The sequence below is a fragment of the uncultured Lawsonella sp. genome, assembly GCF_947252745.1.
Taxonomy (GTDB): Bacteria; Actinomycetota; Actinomycetes; order Mycobacteriales; family Mycobacteriaceae; genus Lawsonella.
The window spans coordinates 38960-62840 of sequence record NZ_CAMXWW010000006.1 but is presented as its reverse complement, the minus strand read 5'-3'; the positions used below and the strand labels follow the sequence as shown (position 1 = coordinate 62840).

Annotated in this window: 20 protein-coding genes; 17 read left to right on the top strand and 3 right to left on the bottom strand. The window is 56.5% G+C overall.

Going from position 1 to position 23881, the window contains the following annotated elements:
* Positions 1-33: 33 nt before the first annotated feature.
* The 6 genes from Q0X28_RS06525 (at position 34) to Q0X28_RS06500 (ending at position 8189) form a co-directional block, all read left to right on the top strand.
* Positions 34-1965 (top strand): VWA domain-containing protein, encoded by a 1932-nt coding sequence (locus Q0X28_RS06525; protein WP_298577184.1) that lies wholly within the window; start codon positions 34-36, stop codon positions 1963-1965.
* 2 nt (positions 1966-1967) lie between these two features.
* Positions 1968-2582: a cob(I)yrinic acid a,c-diamide adenosyltransferase gene (gene cobO, locus Q0X28_RS06520; protein ID WP_296237708.1), complete on the top strand. Its 615-nt coding sequence runs from the start codon at positions 1968-1970 to the stop codon at positions 2580-2582.
* On the top strand, positions 2576-4075 hold the full coding sequence (locus tag Q0X28_RS06515; RefSeq protein ID WP_296237331.1) for a cobyrinate a,c-diamide synthase: 1500 nt from the start codon (positions 2576-2578) through the stop codon (positions 4073-4075). Before cobO ends, Q0X28_RS06515 begins: the two co-directional genes overlap by 7 nt.
* Positions 4072-4851, top strand: a complete 780-nt coding sequence (gene cobA / locus Q0X28_RS06510) for a uroporphyrinogen-III C-methyltransferase (protein ID WP_296237329.1) — start codon at positions 4072-4074, stop codon at positions 4849-4851. Before Q0X28_RS06515 ends, cobA begins: the two co-directional genes overlap by 4 nt.
* Complete coding sequence (locus tag Q0X28_RS06505) at positions 4844-6328, top strand: MFS transporter (RefSeq protein WP_296237328.1); 1485 nt, start codon at positions 4844-4846, stop codon at positions 6326-6328. The genes cobA and Q0X28_RS06505 overlap by 8 nt, the downstream gene beginning before the upstream one ends.
* A 127-nt stretch (positions 6329-6455) precedes the next feature.
* On the top strand, positions 6456-8189 hold the full coding sequence (locus Q0X28_RS06500) for a proline--tRNA ligase (protein WP_298577181.1): 1734 nt from the start codon (positions 6456-6458) through the stop codon (positions 8187-8189).
* Between the two features lie 99 nt (positions 8190-8288).
* Here Q0X28_RS06500 and Q0X28_RS06495 read toward each other — a convergent pair whose 3' ends face one another.
* Positions 8289-8981, bottom strand: a complete 693-nt coding sequence (locus Q0X28_RS06495; RefSeq protein ID WP_296237324.1) for a ferritin-like domain-containing protein — start codon at positions 8979-8981, stop codon at positions 8289-8291.
* The gene (locus tag Q0X28_RS06490) at positions 8981-9364 is read right to left on the bottom strand and encodes a hypothetical protein (RefSeq protein ID WP_296237322.1); all 384 of its coding nucleotides are present in this window, start codon (positions 9362-9364) and stop codon (positions 8981-8983) included. Before Q0X28_RS06490 ends, Q0X28_RS06495 begins: the two co-directional genes overlap by 1 nt.
* A gap of 237 nt (positions 9365-9601) precedes the next feature.
* Between Q0X28_RS06490 and rimP the strand changes: the two genes are divergently transcribed.
* The 5 genes from rimP (at position 9602) to Q0X28_RS06465 (ending at position 16392) form a co-directional block, all read left to right on the top strand.
* The gene (gene rimP, locus Q0X28_RS06485) at positions 9602-10198 is read left to right on the top strand and encodes a ribosome maturation factor RimP (RefSeq protein WP_298577178.1); all 597 of its coding nucleotides are present in this window, start codon (positions 9602-9604) and stop codon (positions 10196-10198) included.
* A gap of 3 nt (positions 10199-10201) precedes the next feature.
* Entirely contained in the window at positions 10202-11218 is a 1017-nt protein-coding gene (gene nusA / locus Q0X28_RS06480) for a transcription termination factor NusA (RefSeq protein WP_296237318.1), read from the top strand.
* 108 nt (positions 11219-11326) lie between these two features.
* Positions 11327-11608 (top strand): YlxR family protein, encoded by a 282-nt coding sequence (locus Q0X28_RS06475; protein WP_296237705.1) that lies wholly within the window; start codon positions 11327-11329, stop codon positions 11606-11608.
* Positions 11609-11742: 134 nt separating this feature from the next.
* Positions 11743-14601 (top strand): translation initiation factor IF-2, encoded by a 2859-nt coding sequence (infB, locus tag Q0X28_RS06470; protein WP_298577176.1) that lies wholly within the window; start codon positions 11743-11745, stop codon positions 14599-14601.
* Positions 14602-15084: 483 nt separating this feature from the next.
* Positions 15085-16392, top strand: coding sequence for an MFS transporter (locus Q0X28_RS06465; protein WP_298577174.1), 1308 nt, complete (start codon positions 15085-15087; stop codon positions 16390-16392).
* A 147-nt stretch (positions 16393-16539) separates the two neighbouring features.
* Here the strand turns inward: Q0X28_RS06465 and Q0X28_RS06460 are convergent, their stop codons facing one another.
* Entirely contained in the window at positions 16540-17811 is a 1272-nt protein-coding gene (locus Q0X28_RS06460; protein WP_298577172.1) for an MFS transporter, read from the bottom strand.
* A gap of 268 nt (positions 17812-18079) precedes the next feature.
* Here Q0X28_RS06460 and rbfA point away from each other — a divergent pair, with 268 nt between their 5' ends.
* From rbfA to Q0X28_RS06430, 6 genes are all read left to right on the top strand, one after another.
* Entirely contained in the window at positions 18080-18571 is a 492-nt protein-coding gene (gene rbfA / locus Q0X28_RS06455) for a 30S ribosome-binding factor RbfA (RefSeq protein WP_296237310.1), read from the top strand.
* Positions 18568-19575 (top strand): bifunctional oligoribonuclease/PAP phosphatase NrnA, encoded by a 1008-nt coding sequence (locus Q0X28_RS06450; RefSeq protein ID WP_298577170.1) that lies wholly within the window; start codon positions 18568-18570, stop codon positions 19573-19575. The genes rbfA and Q0X28_RS06450 overlap by 4 nt, the downstream gene beginning before the upstream one ends.
* 2 nt (positions 19576-19577) lie before the next feature.
* Entirely contained in the window at positions 19578-20930 is a 1353-nt protein-coding gene (locus tag Q0X28_RS06445; protein ID WP_298577168.1) for an MATE family efflux transporter, read from the top strand.
* Between the two features lie 8 nt (positions 20931-20938).
* Complete coding sequence (locus Q0X28_RS06440; protein ID WP_298577167.1) at positions 20939-21721, top strand: 4'-phosphopantetheinyl transferase; 783 nt, start codon at positions 20939-20941, stop codon at positions 21719-21721.
* A gap of 5 nt (positions 21722-21726) precedes the next feature.
* The gene (gene truB / locus Q0X28_RS06435) at positions 21727-22677 is read left to right on the top strand and encodes a tRNA pseudouridine(55) synthase TruB (RefSeq protein ID WP_296237301.1); all 951 of its coding nucleotides are present in this window, start codon (positions 21727-21729) and stop codon (positions 22675-22677) included.
* 76 nt (positions 22678-22753) lie between these two features.
* On the top strand, positions 22754-23743 hold the full coding sequence (locus tag Q0X28_RS06430; RefSeq protein WP_298577165.1) for a bifunctional riboflavin kinase/FAD synthetase: 990 nt from the start codon (positions 22754-22756) through the stop codon (positions 23741-23743).
* The last annotated feature ends 138 nt before the right edge of the window (positions 23744-23881 follow it).

Sequence of the window (23881 nt, the reverse complement as noted above, 5' to 3'; positions counted from 1 at the left end):
ATTTCGTTCCGCGAACACCCTAAGCTTTCTCCTATGAGCACCGTATCGACTACCCCGCCACCTGCCTACCCCTTCGCCGCTATCGTTGGGCAGCAACAGATGCGAGAAGCCCTCTGCCTACTGGCCATCGATCCTCGAATCGGAGGAGTGGTGATTCGAGGAGCCAAAGGGTCTGCCAAAACTACTGCAGTGCGGGGAATGGCTCCGCTTCTAGGAGAAGCGGAGCATCCCATCGTTGAGCTTCCACTTGGGGCCACCGAAGACCGCGTGGTGGGATCGTTCGATTTAGCAGCAGTTCTGGAATCCTCTGACTACCACTTTCAACCCGGGCTTCTCTCCCAAGCAGATGGCGGTGTCCTCTACGTTGATGAGATTAATCTGCTGAAAGACCACCTTGTGGATGTCCTCCTCGATGCCGCAGCCACGGGCTTCGTCCATGTTGAGCGAGATGGTATCTCGCATACTGCACAGACCTCGTTCATCTTGGTGGGGACGATGAACCCGGAAGAGGGAGAACTACGTCCACAGCTTCTCGACCGCTTTGGTTTTAGCGTGGAGAGTGAGCCCCTTTCCGACCCTGCCCAACGAGTCGAGATTGTACGTCGGAGGCTCGCTTATGACGCGAACCCTTCCGGTTTCGTACGGTTGTGGGAGGACGCCACCAGCCAGTTGCGCACACGACTCCATATCGCCCGCGAAGTGCTCCCCACGGTCGAGATCTCCGACGAGCTCGTGCTGCGCATCTCCCGAATTGCCACCCATGCGGGGGTTGATGGGTTGCGTGCCGATGTCGTGATGACACGGGCAGCATGTGCCCACGCCGCATGGCAGGGACGTACCACCGTCACCGATGAGGACTTGCGGGAGGCCGCGCTACTAGCACTCCCGCATCGACGGCGCCGGGCACCCTTTGACCCACCCCAAATGTCGGAAGATCAGATTTCTGAGCTACTACAGGCTAGCGCCCCACCACAAGCTCCTCCGTCCGGCACACCGCACATACCGCCCGGCGCCTCCGCAGACTCGCCCCTGGCTGCAGATCAGAGCGATCCGACATCATCAAATAATGACCTCCCCACTACCTCGCAGGAGCGGCCACCCCACCCTTTTGATGAGGCGGGGCGCATGACCTCTAGTCTGACGAAGGATAGTGGTCCCGCCCCGATTACTGCAGCTGCCATCCGTACGGATGCCCAGCTTCTCCGCCACCATCTAGCTCCCCCTACCGTCACGGCGGCGGGAGGGGGAGCGGGGAGCGTTCGCGGGCAGTCCGACCGCGGCTACCGAGTACGGGCGGTTGATTTCTTGCTTGGCCTGCCATTGCACCCGGCAGCGACGATCACAGAGGCTGCTCTCAGCTCCCCAACCTCTCCACATGTGCAAGGGAAGCACCTCCGCAGTGCTGAGACCCATGGCACTCGTGAAACGCTCGTCGTCTTTCTCCTCGATACCTCCGGATCAATGGCGGCACGAGCCCGTATCTCCGCGGTACGCACTCTCATGGGAGACATCCTGACAGACTCTTACCAACATCGAGACAAAGTTGCGCTTATCGACTGCCAAGGGGCGGAGGGTCGGGAGGTTCTTCCCCCTACCCGCTCGCTCGACCGGGCGGCAGCAGCGCTCGATAACCTCACTGTGGGAGGACGCACCCCGCTCGCAGGAGCTCTTCGTCAGGCCGTCTCTCTTCTTAACCGAGAGCACACCAAAGACGATGGCATCGCCTTGGCCCTCGTCATTCTCACCGATGGGCGGGCCACCGTTTCCACCTGCCCCGGGTACTCGCCGCGCGAAGAGACCCTTACCGTGGCACAGCAGCTACGTGGGCTGCCGGCTAGTACCCTGGTAGTAGATTGTGAAGAAGGCCGAATCCGGCTGGGCCTGGCACAACGCCTCGCGGAAGCGGCAGGTGCCCGCTGTATTAGTCTCTCGTCCGTAACGGACTACCAGCAGAAGAGAGGGTGACGATGCCCCAGGGTCAGCTTGCCCAACCCGCACCTGCTGACGGACTCACCACCCGCCAGCGACGTCAGATTCCTATCACCGCAGTGTTCACCGGTGATGGCAAGGGAAAATCCACAGCAGCATTCGGGATGGCACTGCGCGCCTGGAACGCAGGTATCCCTCTGGCAGTTTTCCAGTTCGTGAAATCCCCTCAGTGGAAAGTAGGGGAGGAAACCGCCTTCAGAGAACTCGGGGCACTCCACGATACCACCGGACGAGGTGCTCCCGTCGACTGGAACAAACTCGGAAGCGGCTGGTCGTGGATTCGTCACCAGCAGGATGACGATCCAGCCGCCGCCGCTGCAGCTGGCTGGGCGGAAATCACCCGGCGTCTTGCGGACGAAGAGTATGGTTTCTACCTTCTTGACGAGTTCACCTATGTGCTAGAGCGCGGATGGGTAGATTGCGAACAAGTTATCGACACACTTAAGCAGCGTCCAGGACAACAACATGTCGTTATCACAGGCCGACGAGCACCCGCAGAACTCATCGCCGCCGCCGACCTCGTGACCTCAATGGAGAAAATCAAACACCCCATGGATGTGGGCCGACGTGGGCAAAAAGGGATCGAATGGTAAGCCCAGTTGCGCCGGGACTCGTTATCGCCGGTATGCACTCACAGGTCGGGAAGACTCTCGTTACCGCAGGTCTTTTGCGTGCGTTTCGGAATCTTTATGCTCCCCACGGTAGTGTCGTTGGATTCAAAGTCGGCCCCGACTACATCGATCCGGGGTACCACCAGGTGGCGAGCGGGCAGTCCTGCCGCAACCTAGACCCTGTCCTGTGTGATGAGGATGCCATTCTGCCTCTCTACCGTTATGGAGCAGAGGGGCACCGCCTTGCCCTTGTGGAAGGCGTGATGGGTCTCTACGACGGTCGGATGAATCTCGCTGCAGACGCCCCACGGATCCCCTATGGATCCACCGCCCATGTTGCGCAACTTCTCACTCTCCCCATTGTTCTTGTCGTAGATGGATCTCACACCAGTGACACGTTGGCTGCACTGCTCTACGGAATCCGTACCTATCCAGCGGTAGACTCCACTACTCCACTGCGCTTCGCGGGAGCACTCATTAACCGGGTGAAAACTACTCGGCATGCTGCGATCCTGGAACACGCCTGCCAGCGGGCCGGTTTTCCGGTTCTCGGAACCATCCCCACCTTGCCAGCAGCTGAACGCCCCTCGCGGCACCTGGGGCTTATCACCACAGCGGAAGCATGGCAGGAAACAGACCAAGCACTGGAAAGCTTCGCCACACACCTACAGACCTACTGTGACCTGGAGGTACTCGCTAACCTGGCGCAACCCGCAGCCCCCGCGGTGGATACTGCACCCTGGAACCCAGCAGACGCGCTGCGCGATAATGATGAACACTTAGTGGACTGCCCTCCGGGATCCATTCCAGCTGCAGCTTCTCCGCCTGCGCTGTCTCCCACCATTGTGGTGTGCGGCGGACCAGCTTTTTCTTTCACTTACCCCGAAGAAGTGGAACTTCTCCGTGCAGCCGGAGCACACATTCATCTTCTTGACCCCGCCACCGACCAACTACCAGATTCCGCCGCAGGGCTCCTCATCCCGGGAGGCTTCCCAGAGGAACACCTCACCGACCTCACCCGGAATCACACGCTGTTGACGAGTATTCGTGCCGCCGCCACCGCCGGGATGCCAATCTGGGCTGAGTGCGCTGGACTGGTGTACCTTTCCGCAGCACTTGATGGAACACCCCTAGCAGGCGTTCTTCCCTGCCGCACGACCTTCAGTGGGCGGCTGACCTTGGGGTACCGGGAGGCAACGTGTACTAGCGCCTCCTGGGCATTCCACCCAGGTGAGCGGATCAGTGGACACGAATTCCACCGGACTCACATTACGGAACCGCCAGACAGTCATCGCATCGATACGGCCTGGCAGTGGGAGAACCACGACAATCAGAACGTCATAGCCGAGGGATGGGCAAGCCCCACTCTCTACGCCAGCTATCTGCACACCCACCCGGTAGCACGCCCAGCCGTGGCTCAGCGCTTTGTCCATGCCGCCCAGCACTACCATAAAACCCGCGAAGGAAACGCATGACCTCTCCTTCTCATTCTTCTACCGGTCGCGTCATTCTGATTGGCGCCGGGCCTGGAGACCCTCGCCTCCTCACCTTGGCGGCAGTTGATGCACTTGCTATCGCAGATGTAGTTTTTGTGGATCGGCTGGTCAGCCCTGCTGTGTTGGAGCATGCTCCGCAGGCGGAGATTATTCAGGTTGGGAAGACTCCATACCGGCGAGGGGGTCACAGTGTTACTCAGCATGACATCAACGGTCTCATTGTGAAGGCCGCTAAGGAAGGAAAAACGGTAGCACGTCTGAAAGGCGGGGACCCCTTTCTCTTCGGCCGGGGTGGGGAAGAAGCCCTCGCCTGCCAGGCGGCAGGCATTCCCGTTACCGTCATTCCTGGCATCAGCTCTGCCCTAGCAGTGCCGGCAAGTGTTGGTATCCCGGTCACCCACCGAGGTGTGGCGCAGGCGGTCACCATCGTCACTGGGCATTCTGCGGATGCTGACCCCGACTGGCAGGCATTGGCGCGAAGTGCGGAAACACTTGTCATCCTCATGGGAGTAAAGCGGAGTGCTGAAATTGCACAGACTCTTCTCACTGAAGGACTCTCACCAAGTACTCCAATCTGTGCTATTTCGCAGGGAACTCATGCCACGCAGACAGTGGTAAATGGCGATTTGCAACAGATGGCAGATAGTCTAGTGAGTAATCGGGTTTCTGCACCGGCCATTATCGTGGTGGGCGATGTTTCCCGCCTCACTCTCGCCACGTTAGAAACCCCTGCGAAGGAGTTCCCCCATGACTGATACTCCCCAGGCTGCTGCGCCGCAGGAGAAGACGACCGCATTCGGTCTCCCGCTGTTGGTACTCTCTCTCCTCCAATTCATGGTGGTGGTTGACGGCACCGTCGTTAACCTCGCTCTCGCTCCCATCCAACGGGAGTTGGGGCTCTCTGAATCAGCAAGTTCTTGGGTGATTACCGCCTACGCTTTGGCCTACGGCGGCCTACTCCTTCTCGGCGGGCGTATCGGGGATGTTTTGGGACGCAAACGTGCGTTCCTCATTGGTGTGGGAATATTTACTGTCGCCTCGCTACTATGTGGGCTCTCCCGATGGCCACTTATGCTCATTCTGGCTCGAGTTCTCCAGGGACTGGGTGCTGCAGTAGCGTCGCCCTCTGGTATGGCCCTTATTGTGGTGACCTATCCTCCCGGAAAGGCTCGCAACCAGGCATTTGCAGTGTGGTCAGCAATGACCGGTTTGGGGTCCGTCTTCGGCCTGATCATCGGTGGAGCCCTGACAACGATCTCCTGGGAGTGGATCTTCCTCATCAACGTTCCCATTGGCGTGTTCATCGTGATTGCCGGATACTTTGCGTTGAGCCCAGTGCAGGGACAGCGGGTGCCTTTGGATGTACGGGGTGCGATCTTGGCCACTCTTGGATCGACTGCTATCGTTTTCGGTCTCACCAATGCTGGTTCGGGACTCACGAATCCGCTGGTTATTACATCCCTCGTAGTGGGGATTGCCGCTCTCGGCGCCTTTTTCATCACACAGAAGCACACCACCAATGGAGTGCTTCCCCTCAACCTCTTTGAGCGCCGGGACCGTGTATTTACGTTTGTCGCCATTTTCCTACTCGGTGCCATCATGACGACCGTTGCGGTGTTCGTGGCGCTTTATGTGCAAACCATCTTGAAGTACACAACGCTGCACGCTGGACTAGCCTTCATCCCGTTTGCATTCGCTCTAGCCCTCGGTGCTGGTACCGCATCTAAGGTTTCCATGAAGTGGGCGCCTCGGTGGATTATTGTCGCCGGCTGCGTCTTCATGATGATTGGTTTCGGTTGGGGTACCACCATTAATGAGCAGTCCAGCTTCTGGGCCAATATCTTCCCGCCTACCCTCGTTATTGGCTATGGCGTAGGCTTGGTGAGCATCGCTCTGACCCTCTCTGTAGTAGCGGGCGTGAAACCGATTGATGTTGGTCCTCTTACGGCCATTTCTCTTGTGGCACAGACCTTGGGCGGGCCGATTGGGCTCACTTTCGCTGGCGCACTTGCACAGTCTTACACACGGCATCTCGGTGGAGCGGATATTCCCATTACGGCGATGAATGACACTCAGCTTCATGCCTTGGGCGAGGGCTATCTCCTTACCCTCTTTGTCTGTCTGGGCTTAGCCGTCCTTATGGGCATCTTGAGTGTGCTCTTCGTCCGATTCACCGTTTCAGAAGTGGTAGAAGGTCAAAAGGCCAACGAGGCAGCGAACGATCTTCCTTAATGTTTGAGCCGCACTAACCCCAGTGGCTTAGTGTTCGCCTCGGAAGCTACGAGTCTGCCCTCGTTCGGTTTTGGGCATCGGCAGCCTGACGTGTGTCAATTGGCCAAAAGGACTAGGCTAACTGTCTGTGATCACCAGAATGTCGACGCTTTTTTTGCGTACTCTCCGAGAAGACCCTGCCGACGCCGAAGTAGCCAGCCACAAGCTGCTCGTTCGTGCCGGTTACATCCGCCGCATCGCCCCGGGCATTTACTCGTGGCTGCCCGCTGGCCTACGGGTGCTCCGCAACATTGAAAAAGTTGTCCGCGAGGAAATGGACGGAATCGGCGCTCAGCAGATCGAACTCCCGGCGTTGCTTCCCCGCGAACCGTATGAAACTACCCACCGTTGGACGGAATACGGCTCCGCCTTGTTCCGTTTGAAGGATCGTAAAGGCGCCGACTACCTCCTGGGCCCAACGCACGAAGAGCTTTTTGCCCTCACCGTGAAGTCCCAGTGCACGTCCTATAAGGACCTGCCGTTGATCCTCTACCAAATCCAGACAAAGTATCGCGATGAGGAACGTCCGCGTGCTGGTCTCCTTCGCTGCCGCGAATTCGTGATGAAGGATTCGTACTCTTTCAATATCGATGACGCTGGCCTAGAGGCTGCCTACCAAGCACACCGTGGTGCCTACCAGCGCATTTTTGACCGACTGGGGATTGAGTACGTTATTTGTACCGCAATGTCTGGGCCAATGGGAGGATCCGCCTCCGAAGAGTTCCTCGCTGTCTCACCCGCCGGTGAAGACACCTTTGTACGCTCTACCGGCTCAGACTATGCCGCCAATGTAGAGGCAGTGCGCATTCCTGTTCCGGACGCACAGACTATTGACGGGCAACCCGAGATGGAAGATATTCCCACCCCAGGTGCGGGGACCATCGACGAACTCGTCAGCTGTTTACAAGAGGCCGGTCATGGTGAGATTGCCGCCGATCAGACTCTCAAGACGCTGATGGTGAAGACGCGAAAACCCGGTGGGGAATGGGTACCACTCGGTATTGGTATTCCCGGTGACCGTGAACTTGATCAAAAGCGTTTGGAAGCCGCGTTTGACCCGACTGAGGTGGAACTGTTCGAAACAGAGGACTTCGAGAAGTACCCCTTCATCAAGAAGGGTTATATCGGTCCGCTCGAATTGCTCGATAATGACATTGCCTACTATGTAGATCCCCGTGCCGTCATTGGGACATCATGGGTGGTCGGTGGCGGCCAGCCCGATATGCACCGTCTCCATGCAGTGGTAGGACGAGACTTCACCCCCACTGGTGTCCTTGATGTTGCAACGATTCGAGAGGGGGATCCGGCGCCGGATGGGAAAGGCACGCTCACGCTTGCCCGCGGTATCGAAATTGGTCATATCTTCCAGCTGGGACGCAAGTACACTAATGCTTTCGAACTTGATGTGTTGGGAGAAGACGGCAAGCCCCAGCGGGTGACCATGGGGTCGTACGGTATTGGTGTCTCCCGTCTTGTTGCTGTGATTGCTGAACAGTTCCATGATGAGAAGGGCCTACGCTGGCCAGCGGAGGTGGCGCCGTGGGACGTGCACGTTGTTGTCGCCAATAAAGCAGAGGGAGTTGCAGAAGCCGCTGTAGAGATGGCTGAGCAACTATCTGCCGTTGGTCTCGAGGTGCTGCTGGATGACCGCAAGGCATCTCCCGGTGTGAAATTTAAAGACTCCGAAATGTTGGGTATGCCGCATGTCCTTGTTATTGGACGAGGCTGGGCCAACGGAAAGGTTGAGCTCCGTAACCGCCTGACTGGTGAGTCAGAGGAGATGGAGCCGGCAGCTGCGCTACATGTACTGACTGCTCGATAACCGCCATAAACGACAACTGGGCACCCCTGGCGGGCGCCCAGTTGTTTTTTTATGTGCAGTTGACGAACCGACGGCGAAGGAACGGTCTAGGCCACGGTGTTAGCGGCTCGTAGCGTCGTAGTCTCCTGTAGCGGGTTCGCTAGTCTCGCTATACGAGGAGCTCGTGGCATCCGTGGGGTAGGGGACGGTCGAGGAGTATTGATCGTTGTAGTACCAGCGTGACATGTTGTCATTCGTAGCGGGGGTGGAGAGAGTACTGTCGGCGGTCTCTGTGGAGCTCGTCGACGGGCTAGTCGGAGTAGTGGGGGAGGGAGCAGCACCGGGGTCCACTTCCTTGACACGCTTATCATCGGGCCGACGAAGCCCCGGGAGTGGATCGATAGCAGGAGACGTCCCAGCAGCCATTCGCCAGCGCGTCGTCCATTCTGCGGTATGTAGGAGGGCTTGCATAGCGAGTTTGCGGCATTCTGGAGTAGTGCACTGCTGTAGTGCCCGAGACCATGCCACCGAGCAATCATCTTCAATACGCGCAGCCAGTTGAATTGCGGTGAGGTTGTCCCACACTTTGTCCTGAGAGGTGTACGCCAGCTCTGGCAGAGGAGTTTTCTCACCGGAAGATTCGATCAGATGGATAATGCGATTTCGGCGTGAGCGATGAGCGGACCACACCTCAGCAATAGAACTGTTGCGCGCGCCAGAGATATAGGCAGACACTACCCCATAGCCGAAAATGGCAGCGTATTCACTTCGGAGCGCATCTCCAAGAGCGCGAGTATCGGTATCAGAAAGCATTAGGAGAGCACCACCTTAGCGAGAGCATTGCACGAGGCTGCAATGCTTCCTGCAAGACCGGCGCGGTACCCTGCGTTCGAAGCAACCACCGAAAGTGCTTCCTGAGAAGCATCGGTGAGGTGTCGGCGTAGTTTTTTCAGCGAGCCCTCCGTGTGAGTTGCGGTTGAAGAGGATGTTGCCGGCCTTTCCCAGAGTTTTTCTTGGCGGGCAATTTCAGCTTGGAGTGCAGCAATATGTGCCTTCCGCACCGTAATGACATCTTCCACTTGTCCGGAAGACGAGCGTAGAGCGCGCGCGGCCTCGACGTCGCGCTGGGCGCTATCGAGCAGCTGGTAGAGGGGGTCAACGGTGTCCTGGCGGCCGCGCGTACAACCTGCAACCATAGGAGTTAGACCAACTGCACACGCCCCTAACAGAAACTGCCGACGATTACAGTAAGTTTTTCCGGAGTTTAAGGGGTGTCCTGCCGACACACTAGCTAGGCGCTGCTCATCTATAGTCACGCGACTTATTGTGCCAGAGTCTCCGGCGGAACTGTGTGTCGGGTTGAGAGAAAAGATGCGAACTTCACCCCCAAGGTGGGTATCCTGGAGACGATGACACAATCGAAAGAAGGCAGAATGCCCCACTCCTCGTCTGATGAGGTCCGTCGCCTCGCCACCGAAGATGCCGTGGCAGATATCGTAAGCCCTGTGCTCCGCGAGCACGATGCCGAGCTTGTTGATGTCCTGTTCCGGCGGGAAGATGGTCAGCGCGTGATTGAGATTTGCGTTGACGACGATTCTGAACTTGGCCCCTCTCTCGACACTATCGTGGAGCTTTCCGAGATTCTCTCCCAGGAACTCGATAAACACGATGAAGGATCCACTCCCTATCTGCTACAAGTGACAAGTCCGGGGCTGGATCGTCCCTTGATACGTCTCCGACAGTGGCAGCGTAATCGCGGCTCTCTAGTGACGATTGAAATGACAGACGGTTCTTCTCTACAGGGCCGGATCGGTACTGTCAGCGATGATGCAGTGACCATTGTTACTGCCCCGGCTGTGAAGAAGGGGCAACGTATTAACCCTAAGCGCATCGCCGTACACACGGTTCCCTTTGCCACGATCGCTGTGGCCATGATTGACTTTGAATTCTCCGAGCCCTCCGATGTGGACTGGGAGATTGCTATGGACGACGAGAAACTCGCTGCGCTCACCCACCAGGAAGGGAAGTAACAAGTGAATATCGATCTGGCCGCACTGCGGATGATTGAAGCCGAAAAAGGCATCCCGGTCAAAGATATGATCGAAACCATCCGTCAGGCTCTTTTGAGCGCTTACCGCCATACTGAAGGCCACCAGCCACACGCCTCTATTGATATCAACGAAAAGACGGGTGCTGTCGCCGTTATCGTGAAAGAGTTCGATGAGGACGGGGCCATCATCTCAGAGTATGACGACACCCCTAAAAACTTTGGCCGCGTTGCAGCGACCACCGCGCGGCAGGTCATCTTGCAGCGTCTCCGGGATGCGGAAAATGACCGCACTTACGGCCAATATGCTGCACAGCAGGGCGAGATTGTCGCTGGAATCGTACAGCGTGACGCTGCCGCCAACAAGCGCGGTATGGTTGTAGTACAGCTGGGTACGGAAATGGACTCCCAAGAGGGTATTCTTGCTCCGAGTGAGCAGGTACCCGGGGAACAGTACAACCACGGCGATCGACTGAAGTGCTTCGTTGTCGGTGTGCGACGAGGAGCAAGCAGTACGCAGATTCTGCTGTCCCGGACTCACCCCAATATGGTGCGTGAACTATTCCGTCTGGAAGTTCCGGAAATTGATGCCGGAGAGGTTGAGATCACCTCAGTTGCACGTGAAGCTGGTCACCGTTCGAAGATTGCAGTTCGTTCTCTCAAGGATGGTATCAACGCCAAGGGTGCCTGCATCGGTACGATGGGACAGCGCGTCCGGAACGTCATGCGCGAACTGGGTGGGGAGAAGATCGACATCATTGACTGGGATGATGATCCTGCCGTTTTCGTGGGTAACGCTCTTTCTCCAGCTAAAGCACTGTCAGTGACCGTGTTGGACGAGGAAACGAAGGCTGCTCGCGTCATTGTGCCTGATTATCAGCTGTCGCTAGCCATTGGAAAAGAGGGCCAGAATGCTCGGTTGGCGGCGCGTCTGACAGGTTGGCGTATCGATATCCGTTCGGATGGTGTGACTACCGAGCCTCCGGAGCGTACGGACTCTTAACGTTCGCGCACGGGCATGCGCCGCGCCCAGAGCTTCGAATTCGGGGATTTACCACGGAATTCGATACAATAGCCTGTGGCTATACGTAAGGTTCATCGTCCTACCCGGATGTGCATTGTGACGCGGGAACGACGAGAGTGCTCGACACTGTGGCGATTCGTCAGCAGGACTACTACTGACGGTACCGAGCTGGTATTTGACCCACAGGCTGTGCTGCCCGGTAGGGGAGCATGGATCTTGCCTGATCAGCAAGTATACGAACTCGCACTGCAGCGTCATGCATTCCACCGAGCCTTACGCGTGCAAGGATTGCTGAACACCGATACTGCGACTCAGGCAGTATCAGCATGGTGCAGCACCCCGGATGGAGAGGTTCACTCGGCAGAGTGACACCCCATCGACAGATATGAAAGTGAGACCGACCCCTGATGAGTACACCGTGAAGTCCCTCCGATGAACGGCAATCACAGTAAACATTGAGGTCGAGCACCTTTTCGGCGCTTGACCTCTGAGTGAGGAGAAAAGTGGCTGGAAAGGCCCGTGTTCACGAGCTAGCAAAAGAGCTCGGAGTAACATCCAAACAACTTTTAGAGACCCTGAATGAGCAGGGCGAATTCGTAAAATCCGCGAGCTCCACAGTAGAAGCTCCGGTCGCGCGTCGTATCCGCAAACAATTCGCTGAAAAAGCTGTCCAGGCTGACGCGACCCCGCAGCCCGCCAGCAAGAAGACTGCTGCTAGCGCCAAGAAGCCCGCAGCAAAGAAGCCCGCAGCTAAACCCACTGCTGCGGTTAAAGCTGCAACAGATAGAGAGACGCTGGACGCTGCCCCCGCTAAGGTGAGCGCCAAGCCGGCGGCTCCCAAGAAGCCGGCCTCGAAGCCTGCTTCTCCCACCACAAGTACAGCAGCAGATGAGTCTTCCACGGCCGCTGCTAAGCCGAGTCCTGCTGCTGTCGCCAAGGACACAGCAAAGACGGTGAAGGCTCCGAAGCCTGGTGCAGCTGCGAAACCGCGCGCACCCCGTCCTTCACCGGCAGCTGCTGCGAAGGCTGCTGCACGCCGTCCACATGTTGCTAATAATCCCTTTTCCACTCCCGATGAGCAGCCAGCTCCGCGGCCGATGCCGCGTCCAGGTGGCGGCCGTCCCGGTCCGCGTCCTAGCGCCCAAGGTGGCCAGGGGGGTAGTAACCAGGGTGGGCGTTCTGGTGGTCAGGGCGGACGCTCTTCCAACAACCGCGGTAACCGCGGTGGTGGCGAGAACCGTCGTTCGGGCCGTTTCCCCACCCCTACTGCCATGCCACGCCATTCTGGTGCTGCCGAGTCGCCAGTTCCCGCAACTGGCGGTCGTGGTGGTCGCGGTGGCGGTTTCGGCGGTGGTAGCCGTGGCCCCGGAGGCCCAGCAGGCTCGGGTAATGGCCCCGGCAACGGTGGTGGTTTCCGTGGTGGTCGTGGAGGCCGTCGCGGAGGTACTGCTGGTGCCTTTGGCCGTCCAGGATCTGCACCACGTCGTGGAAAGAAGTCGAAGCGACAGAAGAAGCAGGAGTATGAAGCAATGCAGGCGCCCTCAGTGGGCGGTGTGCGGCTTCCCAAGGGCAATGGCGAAGTTGTGCGCCTTTCCCGTGGTGCTTCCCTCGCTGACTTCGCGGAGAAGATCGATGCCAACCCGGCATCGCTGGTACAGGTGTTGTTCAACCTCGGCGAGATGGTAACGGCTACCCAGTCTGTGTCAGACGATATCCTGGAGCTCCTCGGTGACGAGATGAACTTCAAGGTCCAGGTGGTCAGTCCTGAGGATGAGGATCGAGAACTGCTCGAATCTTTCGATCTCGAATTCGGTGTGGATGCCGGTGACGATGATGAACTTAAGCGTCGTCCGCCGGTGGTTACCATTATGGGCCACGTCGACCACGGTAAGACTCGTCTGCTGGACACCATTCGCCGCACCAATGTTGGTGAGAGTGAAGCTGGTGGTATTACCCAGCACATCGGCGCCTACCAGGTGCGTCTTCCGATGGATGGACGTACTCGTGTGATCACGTTCATCGATACTCCTGGCCACGAGGCATTCACGGCTATGCGCGCACGAGGTGCCAAGTCGACAGACTTGGCCGTTATCGTGGTTGCCGCTGATGATGGCGTTATGCCGCAGACAGTGGAAGCTATTAACCATGCCAAAGCTGCAGACGTTCCGATCGTGGTGGCCATCACCAAGATTGACAAAGAGTCGGCAAACCCTGAGCGTGTCCGCGGCCAGATGACTGAATACGGCTTGGTGCCGGAAGAATACGGCGGCGAGACAATGTTCGTCGAAATTGATGCTAAGCATGGTGTCAATATCGATAAGCTGCTGGAGGCTGTGCTGCTGACCACTGATGCCACGCTCGACCTACGCGCCAATCCGGATATGCCGGCACAGGGTGTTGCCATTGAAGCTCATCTTGACCGTGGCCGTGGACCAATGGCAACGGTGCTGGTTCAGCGCGGTACTCTACATATTGGCGACTCGATTGTCGCTGGTGAGTCCTACGGTCGTGTGCGTCGCATGGTCGATGAATACGGTAACGACCTCGCGGAAGCGAAGCCGTCTCGACCGGTGCAGGTACTCGGTTTTACGAGCGTCCCCGGTGCAGGCGATAACTTCTTAGTTGTTGAAGAAGACCGTATCGCCCGGCAGATTGCTGAGAAGCGTGATGCACGCAAGCGAAATGCGCTGGCAGCCAAGACTCGTAAACGCGTCAGCCTGGAGGATCTCGATGAGGTCCTGAAGGAGACGTCGAAGCTCAACCTTATCCTTAAGGGTGACAACTCTGGTACGGTCGAAGCTCTCGAGTCCGCCTTGCTGGATATCGAGGTTGACGACGAAGTCGAGCTCAACATCATTGACCGTGGTGTTGGCGCTGTGACGGAGACGAACGTCATGCTGGCGCAAGCGTCTGACGCTGTCATCATTGGTTATAACGTTCGTGCCGAGGGCAAGGCCACGGAGATCGCCAACCGTGAAGGTGTGGAGATCCGTTACTACACTGTCATCTACGAGGCTATTGATGAAGTTGAGAAGGCGCTGAAGGGTCTTCTCAAGCCGATCTACGAAGAGCATGTCATTGGTCATGCCGAGATCCGTGCGCTGTTCAAGTCCTCAAAGGTTGGTACGATCGCTGGCTGCATGATTAAGGACGGAATTGTCCGACGTAATGCTAAGGCTCGTATTGTGCGGGATGGCAATGTTATCTGTCCGGAGACGTCTGTAAACTCGCTGAGGCGTGAAAAGGATGACGTGACGGAAGTTCGTGAAGGTTTTGAATGTGGTCTGACAGTTGGATATTCCGACATTAGGGTTGACGACATTATCGAGGTCTACGAAATTGTCGAGAAGCCACGTGACTAGCTTTGCGTTACACGTGTAAATAGTCCGTAACTAGGGGCTCCCTTCTTCTGGTGGGAAGGGAGCCCCTAGTGCAGTTTGAGGTGGCAAAAAATGGCGAAAGGTAGCAACGGGGGTAGTGAAGGGGGTAAAAATGGGGGTGAAATATGGGGGTAGAAGCGTAAATTGCGAAAAAGTTTTTTGTTGTGTCAGAGACTTTCATCATTATTTACCCAAAACTACCTCAATTCCACAATACGAAAATACTTATTCGTCGTATCTAACAAAAATCGAAGCTATCTTTGGGTTATGTGAGATGAGAGTTGTCTCGGTTTTCAAATAATTCCGCATAGTGACGAGTCTCACATCGATTCACAAGGGCACTGCTGCGCAAGAAATTAAGAAAGTTCTCAGACGCTCAGAAAGGTTTTAGAGAGCCGAAAAATAAGAGGGACGTAAGAGTCATAGTGTGAGTGCAGGTTAGTAATTCGCCCAAAGGAGACGTTGATGTCTTTGTTTACCAAGAACGCGGATCCGTTAGCCCTGTCCACTATCACCCCCGAGCTGAAGAAAGCTCGTGCTGCAGACTCCGCAGCGTTTGCTATTCAGGCAATGCTGATGGTGGCTCTCCTAACATCTCTGCCCTCTCTTATGCCCCTACTGGGTATCTCAGCTTCCAAGATCGCTCTCGTCGTTCTCGCTCTTTCAGCTTTCGCCGCAGTGGGTTCTGTGGTTATTACCATTGTTGCTAGTAAGACTTCCAGCGCCTTCGCTATTCGTGTCGCACTTGCACTACTTATCCTTGCCAGTTTTGGCCTCACCTTCGGCCCTGCAGCCCCCGGTAGCTCTAAGATCCCCGTCTTTATAGTCTGCACGATCTTCTATGGTTTTGCCGTGGGTGCACTTGATGCAACGACCAACATGCAGGCCGTGGCTATCCAGCGTCGCTACGGACGAGTGATTCTCAACTCCTTCCACGCAGTGTGGTCGGCCGGTGCCATCGTCGGCTCCCTCGTAGTCTCTCTGGGCCAGTGGGCTGCTGGAAAGATGGGATTCGGCCCCACCGCTGACGGCGATCCTTACCTCTACCAGCGCTACATGTGGACGATGTTGACCCTCATTATCCTCCTCACAATCGTCATCTTTATCATCTCCCCGAAGATGCTCAAGTACGGTCATGAAGAGGACGAGACCAGCGCTGATGTGAAGAAGAAGTTCAATCCGCCAATGAAGATCTTCGCAGCTCTCTGCGCAGCCATGGTCTTCTTCTACACCATCGACTTTGGTATTCAGAACTGGTCTGCGGTCTTCCTGACGGATATCGAGCATGCTGATAAGGCCATTGCTCCGCTGGGTCTCTCCTGCTACATGGTTCTCGGTATGATTGCCCGTATCGTCGCTGATCGGCTCGCCCGCCGCTTTGGTGAAAGCAGGACCCTCTTCGTCGCCTCCATCATTTCCCTTATTGGTATGGTCATCGTTCTGCTCGCTAAGTCCCCGGTCGTGGCCGTGGTTGGTTTCGCCATTGTGGGTTGTGGTGTTCCGATTACCGCACCTCTCTGCTTCTCGACTGCAGGCTACCTGGTGCCAATGGAACAGCTCGACGAAGCTATTGGACGCCTTAACCTCTTCAACTACATTGGCACCCTGCTGGGCGGCGGTGTGGTTGGTCTCATCTCGCAAGGCAATATGAAGGTAGCAATGATCTTCCCGCTCGTGATGTGTGTCGCCCTTGTGGGCCTGTCCCCCTTCTTTCGCCGTCCCACCAACCTGGAAGCTGTTGAGGAAGGCGATAAAGTGGGTGGATGTTGGTGACATCAAACTCACGAATGTTCTCAAATAGGAGACGATCCACCTAACTCCATATGCAGTTTCCTATAACGATGCCCCCTCCGGATGATTCTGGAGGGGGCATCGTTATGAGGCTGGAAATACTACGTACTGCCGGGCAGTACGGGTACTTTAGTCAACAATGACGTCAGGCTTCTTAAAGGACGGCGAGGTCAGCAGAAGCAGAATTGCCATCACCAAGGGGAAGATCATAGCGATCTTCAAATTGTCGCCAGCAATCAAACCGACAATGCCGCCACCGAAAACGGTACCAGCGTAATTGAACAGGTTGAGCCGGCCGACGGCCTCGTCCATCTGGTTTATGGGAACCATGTATCCGGCAGTCGAGAAGCAGAGAGGTGCGGTAATCGGAACACCACAACCCACAATGGCGAAACCAACCACAGCTACGATAGCGTTCGAAGCTGTCAGCACGACAATCATACCGATGATGGAGACAACTGCAGCCAGTGCGAGAGTTTTGACCTCACCCAGCTTGTTGACTACGCGATCGGCGAGGGAACGGGCGATCAAACCAAAGATGGTGTAGACCGTAACACCTAGAGGAGCGGTGGCTTTATCTGCATCGAGGAGCTGTTCCAAATAAAGCGGGGACCAGTTCTGAATACCAAAGTCGATAGCATAGAAGAACGCCATGGCTGCACAGAGGGCAGCAAAGGCCTTCATCGGCGCGGCGAACTTAATCTTGTTACCCTGCTCATCGACCATCGAGTCTTTCTCACGGCCATATTCGAGCATCTTCGGGGAGATGATGAGACTTACAACGGCGAGGATGAGGACAACCGTAATCATCGTCCACATGTAGCGTGGGTAGAGGTAAGGATCAGAAACAACATCACCAGCAGCATTTTTGTTGGGGCCAAATCCGGCCATGTCACCGATCGCTTGGCCGGCCGACACCAGCAAGGAGCCGATGATGGCACCCACTGACCACACTGCGTGGAAGGAGTTAAGAATCACCCGTCCGTAGCGACGCTGGATAGCCACGGCCTGCATGTTGGTCGTGGCATCAATGGAACCAACAGAGAGTCCATAGATCAGGATGGCGGCGCAGAACAAAGGCAGACGGGCGCTTTCTGATGCAGCAGGAGTAAAAGCAAGGAACAGGCCAGAGACAACTAGCATGCCAAGAGCGATACGGATGGAGAATGCAGAGGAGGTACGCTTCGCGACCAAGGTCATGAGGGTAGAACCCACTGCAGCGATAATGGAGAGAGCGAGAACGACGTACGCGACATGGCGGAGTTCAAGCCCGAGGATGGGAACGAGGCTCGGCAAGGACGTTACCAACGCCACCAGCAGCATGGCATGAACGCCGAATGCGCAGGCAGCGGAGATGCGAGACTTGCGGAGCTCTGGGGTAATAGCGGTTTCGACCGTCACAGTAGTCTCCTCATGGAATGGATGGCTTTCTCTATAGAACTTAGTCAACTGCATCCTGGTAGACGTTGGGTTTTTCAGCTAAGACGAAATCACGACGGCTAAGGGGGTACCGCTCCCTCAAAACTTGGCAACATATCAGCTTCCCCTTATTCCCCGTTCGAGGAAGCTGCCTCACCTGTTCACCCTGTTATTGGGTATTCTCGAAAGGTACGATACACACTGTCATGCCGTACATTGTGCACGGCATACTTCGTCAGAGGAGGGCCTTATGACATCATCGCCCCGTGCGCGCCGACTCGCAAAGCGCATCGGTGAGATCGTCGCTACCGCGATCGACCGAGAAATTAAAGACCCTCGTTTGCAGTACGTCACCATCACTGACGTGCGGCTTACCGGAGACCTTCACGACGCCACTGTCTACTACACGGTACGGGGAGAGACGTTGGATGCGACTCCCAATGTCAATGCCGCTGCTGCCGCACTTAACAAGGCTAAAGGTCAATTGCGCACCTTGGTCGGTCAGAGAACGGGAGTTCGGTTTACCCCCACTTTGCGTTTCGAGGCTGACACCGTTCCCGATGCTGCTCTCCACATGGAGGAGCTACTAGCACAAGCACGCGCTGCTGATGCGGCTACTGCGAAGGCACGGGAAGGAGCCTCACCTGCTGGTGAAGCGAACCCCTACCGGGACAACGAGGATGCCGAATCTGACGTCGCGTATAGAGTGCAGGGGATACTACCTCAGAAAGGAGACGAGTGACCGCACAGCACGTTACGATCGCTGAAGCAGCCCGTCTTTTCGCTGACCATGCCCACCGAATCGCCGTAATTGCACACGTTAATCCTGATGCCGATGCGATTGGCTCAGGTCTGGCAGTTGTGCATATCGCACATCTCATGGGGAAAGAAGCCTGGCTGAGTTTTGCGCGACCCAACCGCACTCCAGAAACACTACAGATTCTGCCCGGTGCGGAGAGTATTGTGCGACCCAACCAGCTGCCTGACGACCTGGATTTTGTTGTGGTCGTGGATTGTGGTTCTGCCGATCGTATGGGAGAACTGCACCATCTTGCCGAGAAAGTGCCTTACACCCTCATTCTCGATCATCATCGATCAAATGACGGCTTTGGCACCCATAGCGTTATCATTCCACGCGCCGATGCCACAGCTCAGCTTGTGTTGGACGTACTAGATGAACTTGGCGTAGAACTGACCACAGATGTCGCACAGTGCCTTTTTGCTGGTCTGCTCACCGATACAGGAGGATTTCACTGGGGAAGCCCACGGGCACACAGCGATGCAGCACGCCTTGTACAAATAGGAATCGATTCGGATACCCTCACTCGTCAACTCCTAGACACCCGGCCCTTCAGCTACCTTGAACTGCTCGCCACAGTCTTGCAGACGGCTACCTTAATCGAGGATGCGGGAAGGGAGAGAGGCCTAGTCTACGCAACAGTCCCTTATGATGTTTACCGCCACGCCCGCCCCGAAGACGTGCAAGCACTTATTGATGTGGTCCGTACTACTGCAGAAGCAGAAGTAGCCTTGGTCGTGCGTGAGATGACTCCCGGGACATGGACCGGATCGCTCCGCTCACGGAGTCTTATCAATGTCGCGGAAATTGCCCGTCGTCTCGGGGGCGGAGGGCATCGTCGTGCCGCCGGCTTCACCGTGCAGAGCACGTTGGCTGAGGTGCTCGACCAGATTCTTACCATGTTGAATGATCCACCGCTGCACGACGGATACCGGGCACTGAACTAGCGATGTCTACCTCGTCTCCGCACTCCTCACAACACCTCATTCGTGACCTCCTACGGTTAGCACTTCCTGCGCTTGTTGTTCTTGCCGCAGAACCGCTCTATGTTCTCTTCGATACTGCGCTCGTTGGTCATCTCGGAGCAGTTGAACTGGCAGCACTCGCTGCTAGTGGCACGGTTCTGGCAGTTGTCTCATCGCAGCTCACTTTTCTGTCCTATGGGACAACGGCACGGTCTGCACGGTTCTATGGGGCTGGCGAGGCGAGACTTGCCCGTCAGGAGGGAGTGCAGGCAAGTTGGCTCGCTTTCTTGGTAGGTGTCAGCATCCTCGTTATCATGCAGATTTTTCTGGAGCCCATCGCTCAGCTCCTCACTGGCGGGGGTGAATTAGCATCTGATACTGTGCTGTGGCTGCGCATCGCCTTAGGAGGAGTTCCGTTTATCCTTGTATCTATGGCGGGGAATGGATGGATGCGAGGTATCCAAGAGGTCCGCCGACCCCCCATTTTTGTTGTTGTTGGTTTCGGCTTATCTGCTGTTCTGTGCCCAGTCCTTATCTACGGTTGGGGGATTGTGCCCTCGTTCGGTCTGCACGGTTCAGCTTGGGCCAACATAATAGGACAATCAGTTACTGGGCTACTCTTTTTAATTGCACTAATTCGAGAAGCCCGGCACTATCAGCTGTCGTGGAAACCGCAGTGGACAGTCATCCGTGAACAGCTCCATATGGGCAAAGACCTCATTGTGCGATCGCTTGGCTTCCAAGTATGTTTTCTCTCCGTCTCAGCGGTGGCTGCGCGTATTGGGGCGGAGGCGCTCGCAGCTCATCAAATTGTGTGGCAGATCTGGGTTTTTACATCCCTCCTACTTGATTCCATCGCGATTGCTGCGCAGTCATTGGTGGGGGAGTCTCTTGGTGCGCAGCGCACCACCGAGACGAGCCGTCTGGGACGGCAGATTGTGGTGAGCGGGACTCTAATCGCTACGGCGTTGACTTTCTCCTATGCGGCGTTGCACAGTGTGATTCCGAAAGTCTTCACCCACGACTCAGCAGTCCTTACTCAAGCATCTATTCCATGGTGGTTTATGGTGTGCTTGCTCCCTGTGGCAGGGGCCGTATTCGCATGTGACGGGGTCCTTCTCGGTGCTGGGGATGCTGTTTTTCTTCGAAATGTCACCGCAGGCGCCGCATTTGCCTGCTATCTTCCGACGATTTGGCTGAGCTACAGCATGCACTGGGGGTTGGCTGGGCTATGGGGTGGTTTCGTTCTTTTCATTGTTGTGAGGGCAATTGCAGGGCTTATCCGACAGCGAAGTGGAAAGTGGCTTATATATGGAACGCCTGACGCTTTAAAGTAAGCACGATTATGAGCCAGCACCTTTACACTTTCCACCAGCTTATTTCTCATCTTGGTCACGGAGTAATCGGAAGCTGCTTCTGTGATGGCGACGATTTCGCCCCTACTCCGGATGCCGCTGCAGAAGCACTTGCACTCCTCCCCCCGACAGAGCGCGCGCTGGTAGCACACGCTGTGCCCAGCCGCCAATGGGAGTTTGCCCGAACACGTCTCCTCGCACACGAGTTGCTCAGCACACTTGGTTACCCGCGTGGGGAGCTTCTCCGCGATGAACAGCGCGCCCCACTTTGGCCTGCTGGGGTATGTGGAACCTTGACACACACACATGGTTTCCAAGGTGCGCTTGTCGCGACGACCGATCGAGTCCTGACATTAGGCCTCGATGCCGAACGTGCCCAGCCACTATTTCCCGATGTCTTGGAGTCAATTGCGAGCCCAGGCGAACGGCAGCACCTCAGCCAGCAAGCGGTGCATCTTCCCCTTGACACGGTGCTCTTTTCCGCAAAAGAAGCCCTCTACAAAGCCTGGTATCCCGTAACTGGTGCCTGGCTAGGATTCGAGGACGCAGAGCTCAAACTCATCGTAGACAGCGTCACCTCAGAGGCATCCAAGACTACAACCCACCTTTCCGGTTCCGGCAGGTTTAGCGCCCGAGTTGAAGAGCAACTGTTGGCGCTCTATGCGGACATCTCCCCACAGTGCAGTGAATTCGCAGAATGCAGCGGGGTATGGGTGGTCGACAAAGGTCTCATTGTCACAGCGCTAGTTATTCCCACCCCACATGTAGACTAGGCGACATGTCTCGTCGTCCTGTTCGCTTAGCTGACTCTGGGCTCGTCGTCGTTGATAAACCTGCCGGTATGACCAGCCACGATGTTGTTTCCGTACTGCGAAGGGCATTTCGCACGCGTCGTGTCGGTCACTCCGGCACTCTTGATCCTGCCGCCACCGGCGTTCTCGTCGTGGGAATTGAGCGGGGGACAAAGCTGCTGCCGTTTCTTCTGAAGGAGTCGAAGAGTTACCAGGCCACTATCGTGATCGGCCAGGCGACCTCTACAGAAGATGCGGAGGGCGAGGTGTGTGCTACGGATGCCTCCGAGCTTTTGGACGCTCTCAGCGAAAGCCAACTGCACGACGCTGCGGCAACGTTCATCGGCGAGAGCCAGCAGGTTCCTTCTGCGGTCTCTGCCATCAAAGTTCAGGGGGTGCGGGCCTACGAGCGTGTACGACGGGGAGAATCCGTTGAGCTGGCGGCACGTCCGATCCATGTGGATGAGTTTTCCTTGTCAGACATTCATCGCACCCCCGAGGGGTGGTGGCAGCTTAGCGCTATGGTGAGCTGTTCAGCCGGAACTTATGTGCGGGCTCTAGCCCGCGACCTGGCCGCACAGGTAGGTCTGCACGCACATCTCTCAGCCTTGCGGCGTACTCGAGTTGGAGACTTCGACCTGTCATATGCGCAGCCCCTGGAGACATATAAAGCGGCAATCGATGCAGGGGAGCGGGCTCGCCTTACCCTCGACCTGGATACTGCTGCATGTATCGGGCGAGAGACTCGTCACCTCTCAGCTGAGGAAGCGACCAAAGTGTCACTGGGGCAGCGTATTGCTCCCGCTGGCTTACCGGGAATCTATGCTGGGATCGATCCAGAGGGGCGTACGATCGCGCTGCTAGAAGAGACGTTTGATAACGCAAACCGGAGGATTGTACGGTCTGTTTTTGTCGCGCGTCCTGCCACCTTGCAGTAGCTGTTTACCGTTTCGTTGGGCTTTGTCGATGCTTCGTCAATTCCCTCCATCGGCTCTCACCCATTACCCTGGTATTGTGCATATTTGGCAAGGCGTAGAAAACTATCCGCTCGACCGCGGCCCTAGCGTTGTCACCATTGGAGTCTTTGATGGGCTCCACCGGGGACACGCTCGTTTAGCGACAGCTGCCGCCCACTATGCGGAGAAGCATGGCATCACCTCTCTCATGCTCAGCTTCCACCCTCACCCTTCTTCAGTGGTGGGTAAAGGTATTGCTCCCCTCCGTCTTTCCACACTCGAATTCCGTGCCCAACTGGCGCATGAAATCGGGATCGATGAGTTTGTCGTCCTCAGCTTTACCCCGGAACGTGCTGGCCAGGCTCCCGCAGATTTTGTAAAGGAAGTGCTGGTAGACAGGCTCCATGCTGAGCATGTCGTGGTGGGAGAGAACTTTACCTTCGGCGCACGTGCTGCGGGCACTCCGGAGACTCTCACCCAGTTGGGGGAGGAGTACGGTTTCACCACTGAGGTTGTCCCCCTCCTTAAAGAAGAGGGACACACAGTGTCCAGCACCTACATCCGTCAGTCGCTGGCAGATTCTCGCATCAAGGATGCTATCCAGGCTCTTGGCCACCTACCGCGAGTTGAAGGGGAAGTGGTTCATGGGGCCGGCAGGGGCGGACGCCAGTTAGGTTTCCCCACCGCCAACATCAGCTTTGCCAGTGATACTGCACTTCCGGCTGATGGCGTGTATGCAGGGTGGTTCGCCATCGTTGATGAAGGCGAGGTAGAGGGCACGATTGAGTCCCAGAAGTGGTACCCCACGGCGGTGTCTGTAGGTACAAATCCCACATTTGACGGGGCGGTCCGCACTGTCGAGGCATTCGTGCTTGACGAGGATGCCGATCTCTACCATCGATACGCGGTTGTCGAGTTTGTCGGTCGTGTGCGTGGTATGGAAAAGTTTGACTTCGTTGACGATCTCTTGGAGCACATGCACCGCGATGTGGCAAAGACACGAGAGATCCTGGAGGACTCTACCGTTCCCCCTACTGAACTGTGGTAACGGCCCCCGCTAGGGTTGGTGCGTAACGAAGCAGTGTCTGTAGGGACATACTGCGGCGATGATTTCACTATTTTGTGCTATTTCCTGATAGACTGACAGCTCGGTGTTCACTGTGGTTCGTGACGGTGCACCACCTTC

Coding starts and splice junctions, on each gene's coding strand:
- Q0X28_RS06525 (WP_298577184.1), top strand. CDS start 34: ATGAGCACCGTATCGACTACCCCGCCACCTGCCTACCCCTTCGCCGCT.
- cobO (WP_296237708.1), top strand. CDS start 1,968: ATGCCCCAGGGTCAGCTTGCCCAACCCGCACCTGCTGACGGACTCACC.
- Q0X28_RS06515 (WP_296237331.1), top strand. CDS start 2,576: ATGGTAAGCCCAGTTGCGCCGGGACTCGTTATCGCCGGTATGCACTCA.
- cobA (WP_296237329.1), top strand. CDS start 4,072: ATGACCTCTCCTTCTCATTCTTCTACCGGTCGCGTCATTCTGATTGGC.
- Q0X28_RS06505 (WP_296237328.1), top strand. CDS start 4,844: ATGACTGATACTCCCCAGGCTGCTGCGCCGCAGGAGAAGACGACCGCA.
- Q0X28_RS06495 (WP_296237324.1), bottom strand. CDS start 8,981: ATGCTTTCTGATACCGATACTCGCGCTCTTGGAGATGCGCTCCGAAGT.
- Q0X28_RS06490 (WP_296237322.1), bottom strand. CDS start 9,364: ATGGTTGCAGGTTGTACGCGCGGCCGCCAGGACACCGTTGACCCCCTC.
- rimP (WP_298577178.1), top strand. CDS start 9,602: ATGCCCCACTCCTCGTCTGATGAGGTCCGTCGCCTCGCCACCGAAGAT.
- Q0X28_RS06475 (WP_296237705.1), top strand. CDS start 11,327: ATGTGCATTGTGACGCGGGAACGACGAGAGTGCTCGACACTGTGGCGA.
- Q0X28_RS06465 (WP_298577174.1), top strand. CDS start 15,085: ATGTCTTTGTTTACCAAGAACGCGGATCCGTTAGCCCTGTCCACTATC.
- rbfA (WP_296237310.1), top strand. CDS start 18,080: ATGACATCATCGCCCCGTGCGCGCCGACTCGCAAAGCGCATCGGTGAG.
- Q0X28_RS06445 (WP_298577168.1), top strand. CDS start 19,578: ATGTCTACCTCGTCTCCGCACTCCTCACAACACCTCATTCGTGACCTC.
- Q0X28_RS06440 (WP_298577167.1), top strand. CDS start 20,939: ATGAGCCAGCACCTTTACACTTTCCACCAGCTTATTTCTCATCTTGGT.
- truB (WP_296237301.1), top strand. CDS start 21,727: ATGTCTCGTCGTCCTGTTCGCTTAGCTGACTCTGGGCTCGTCGTCGTT.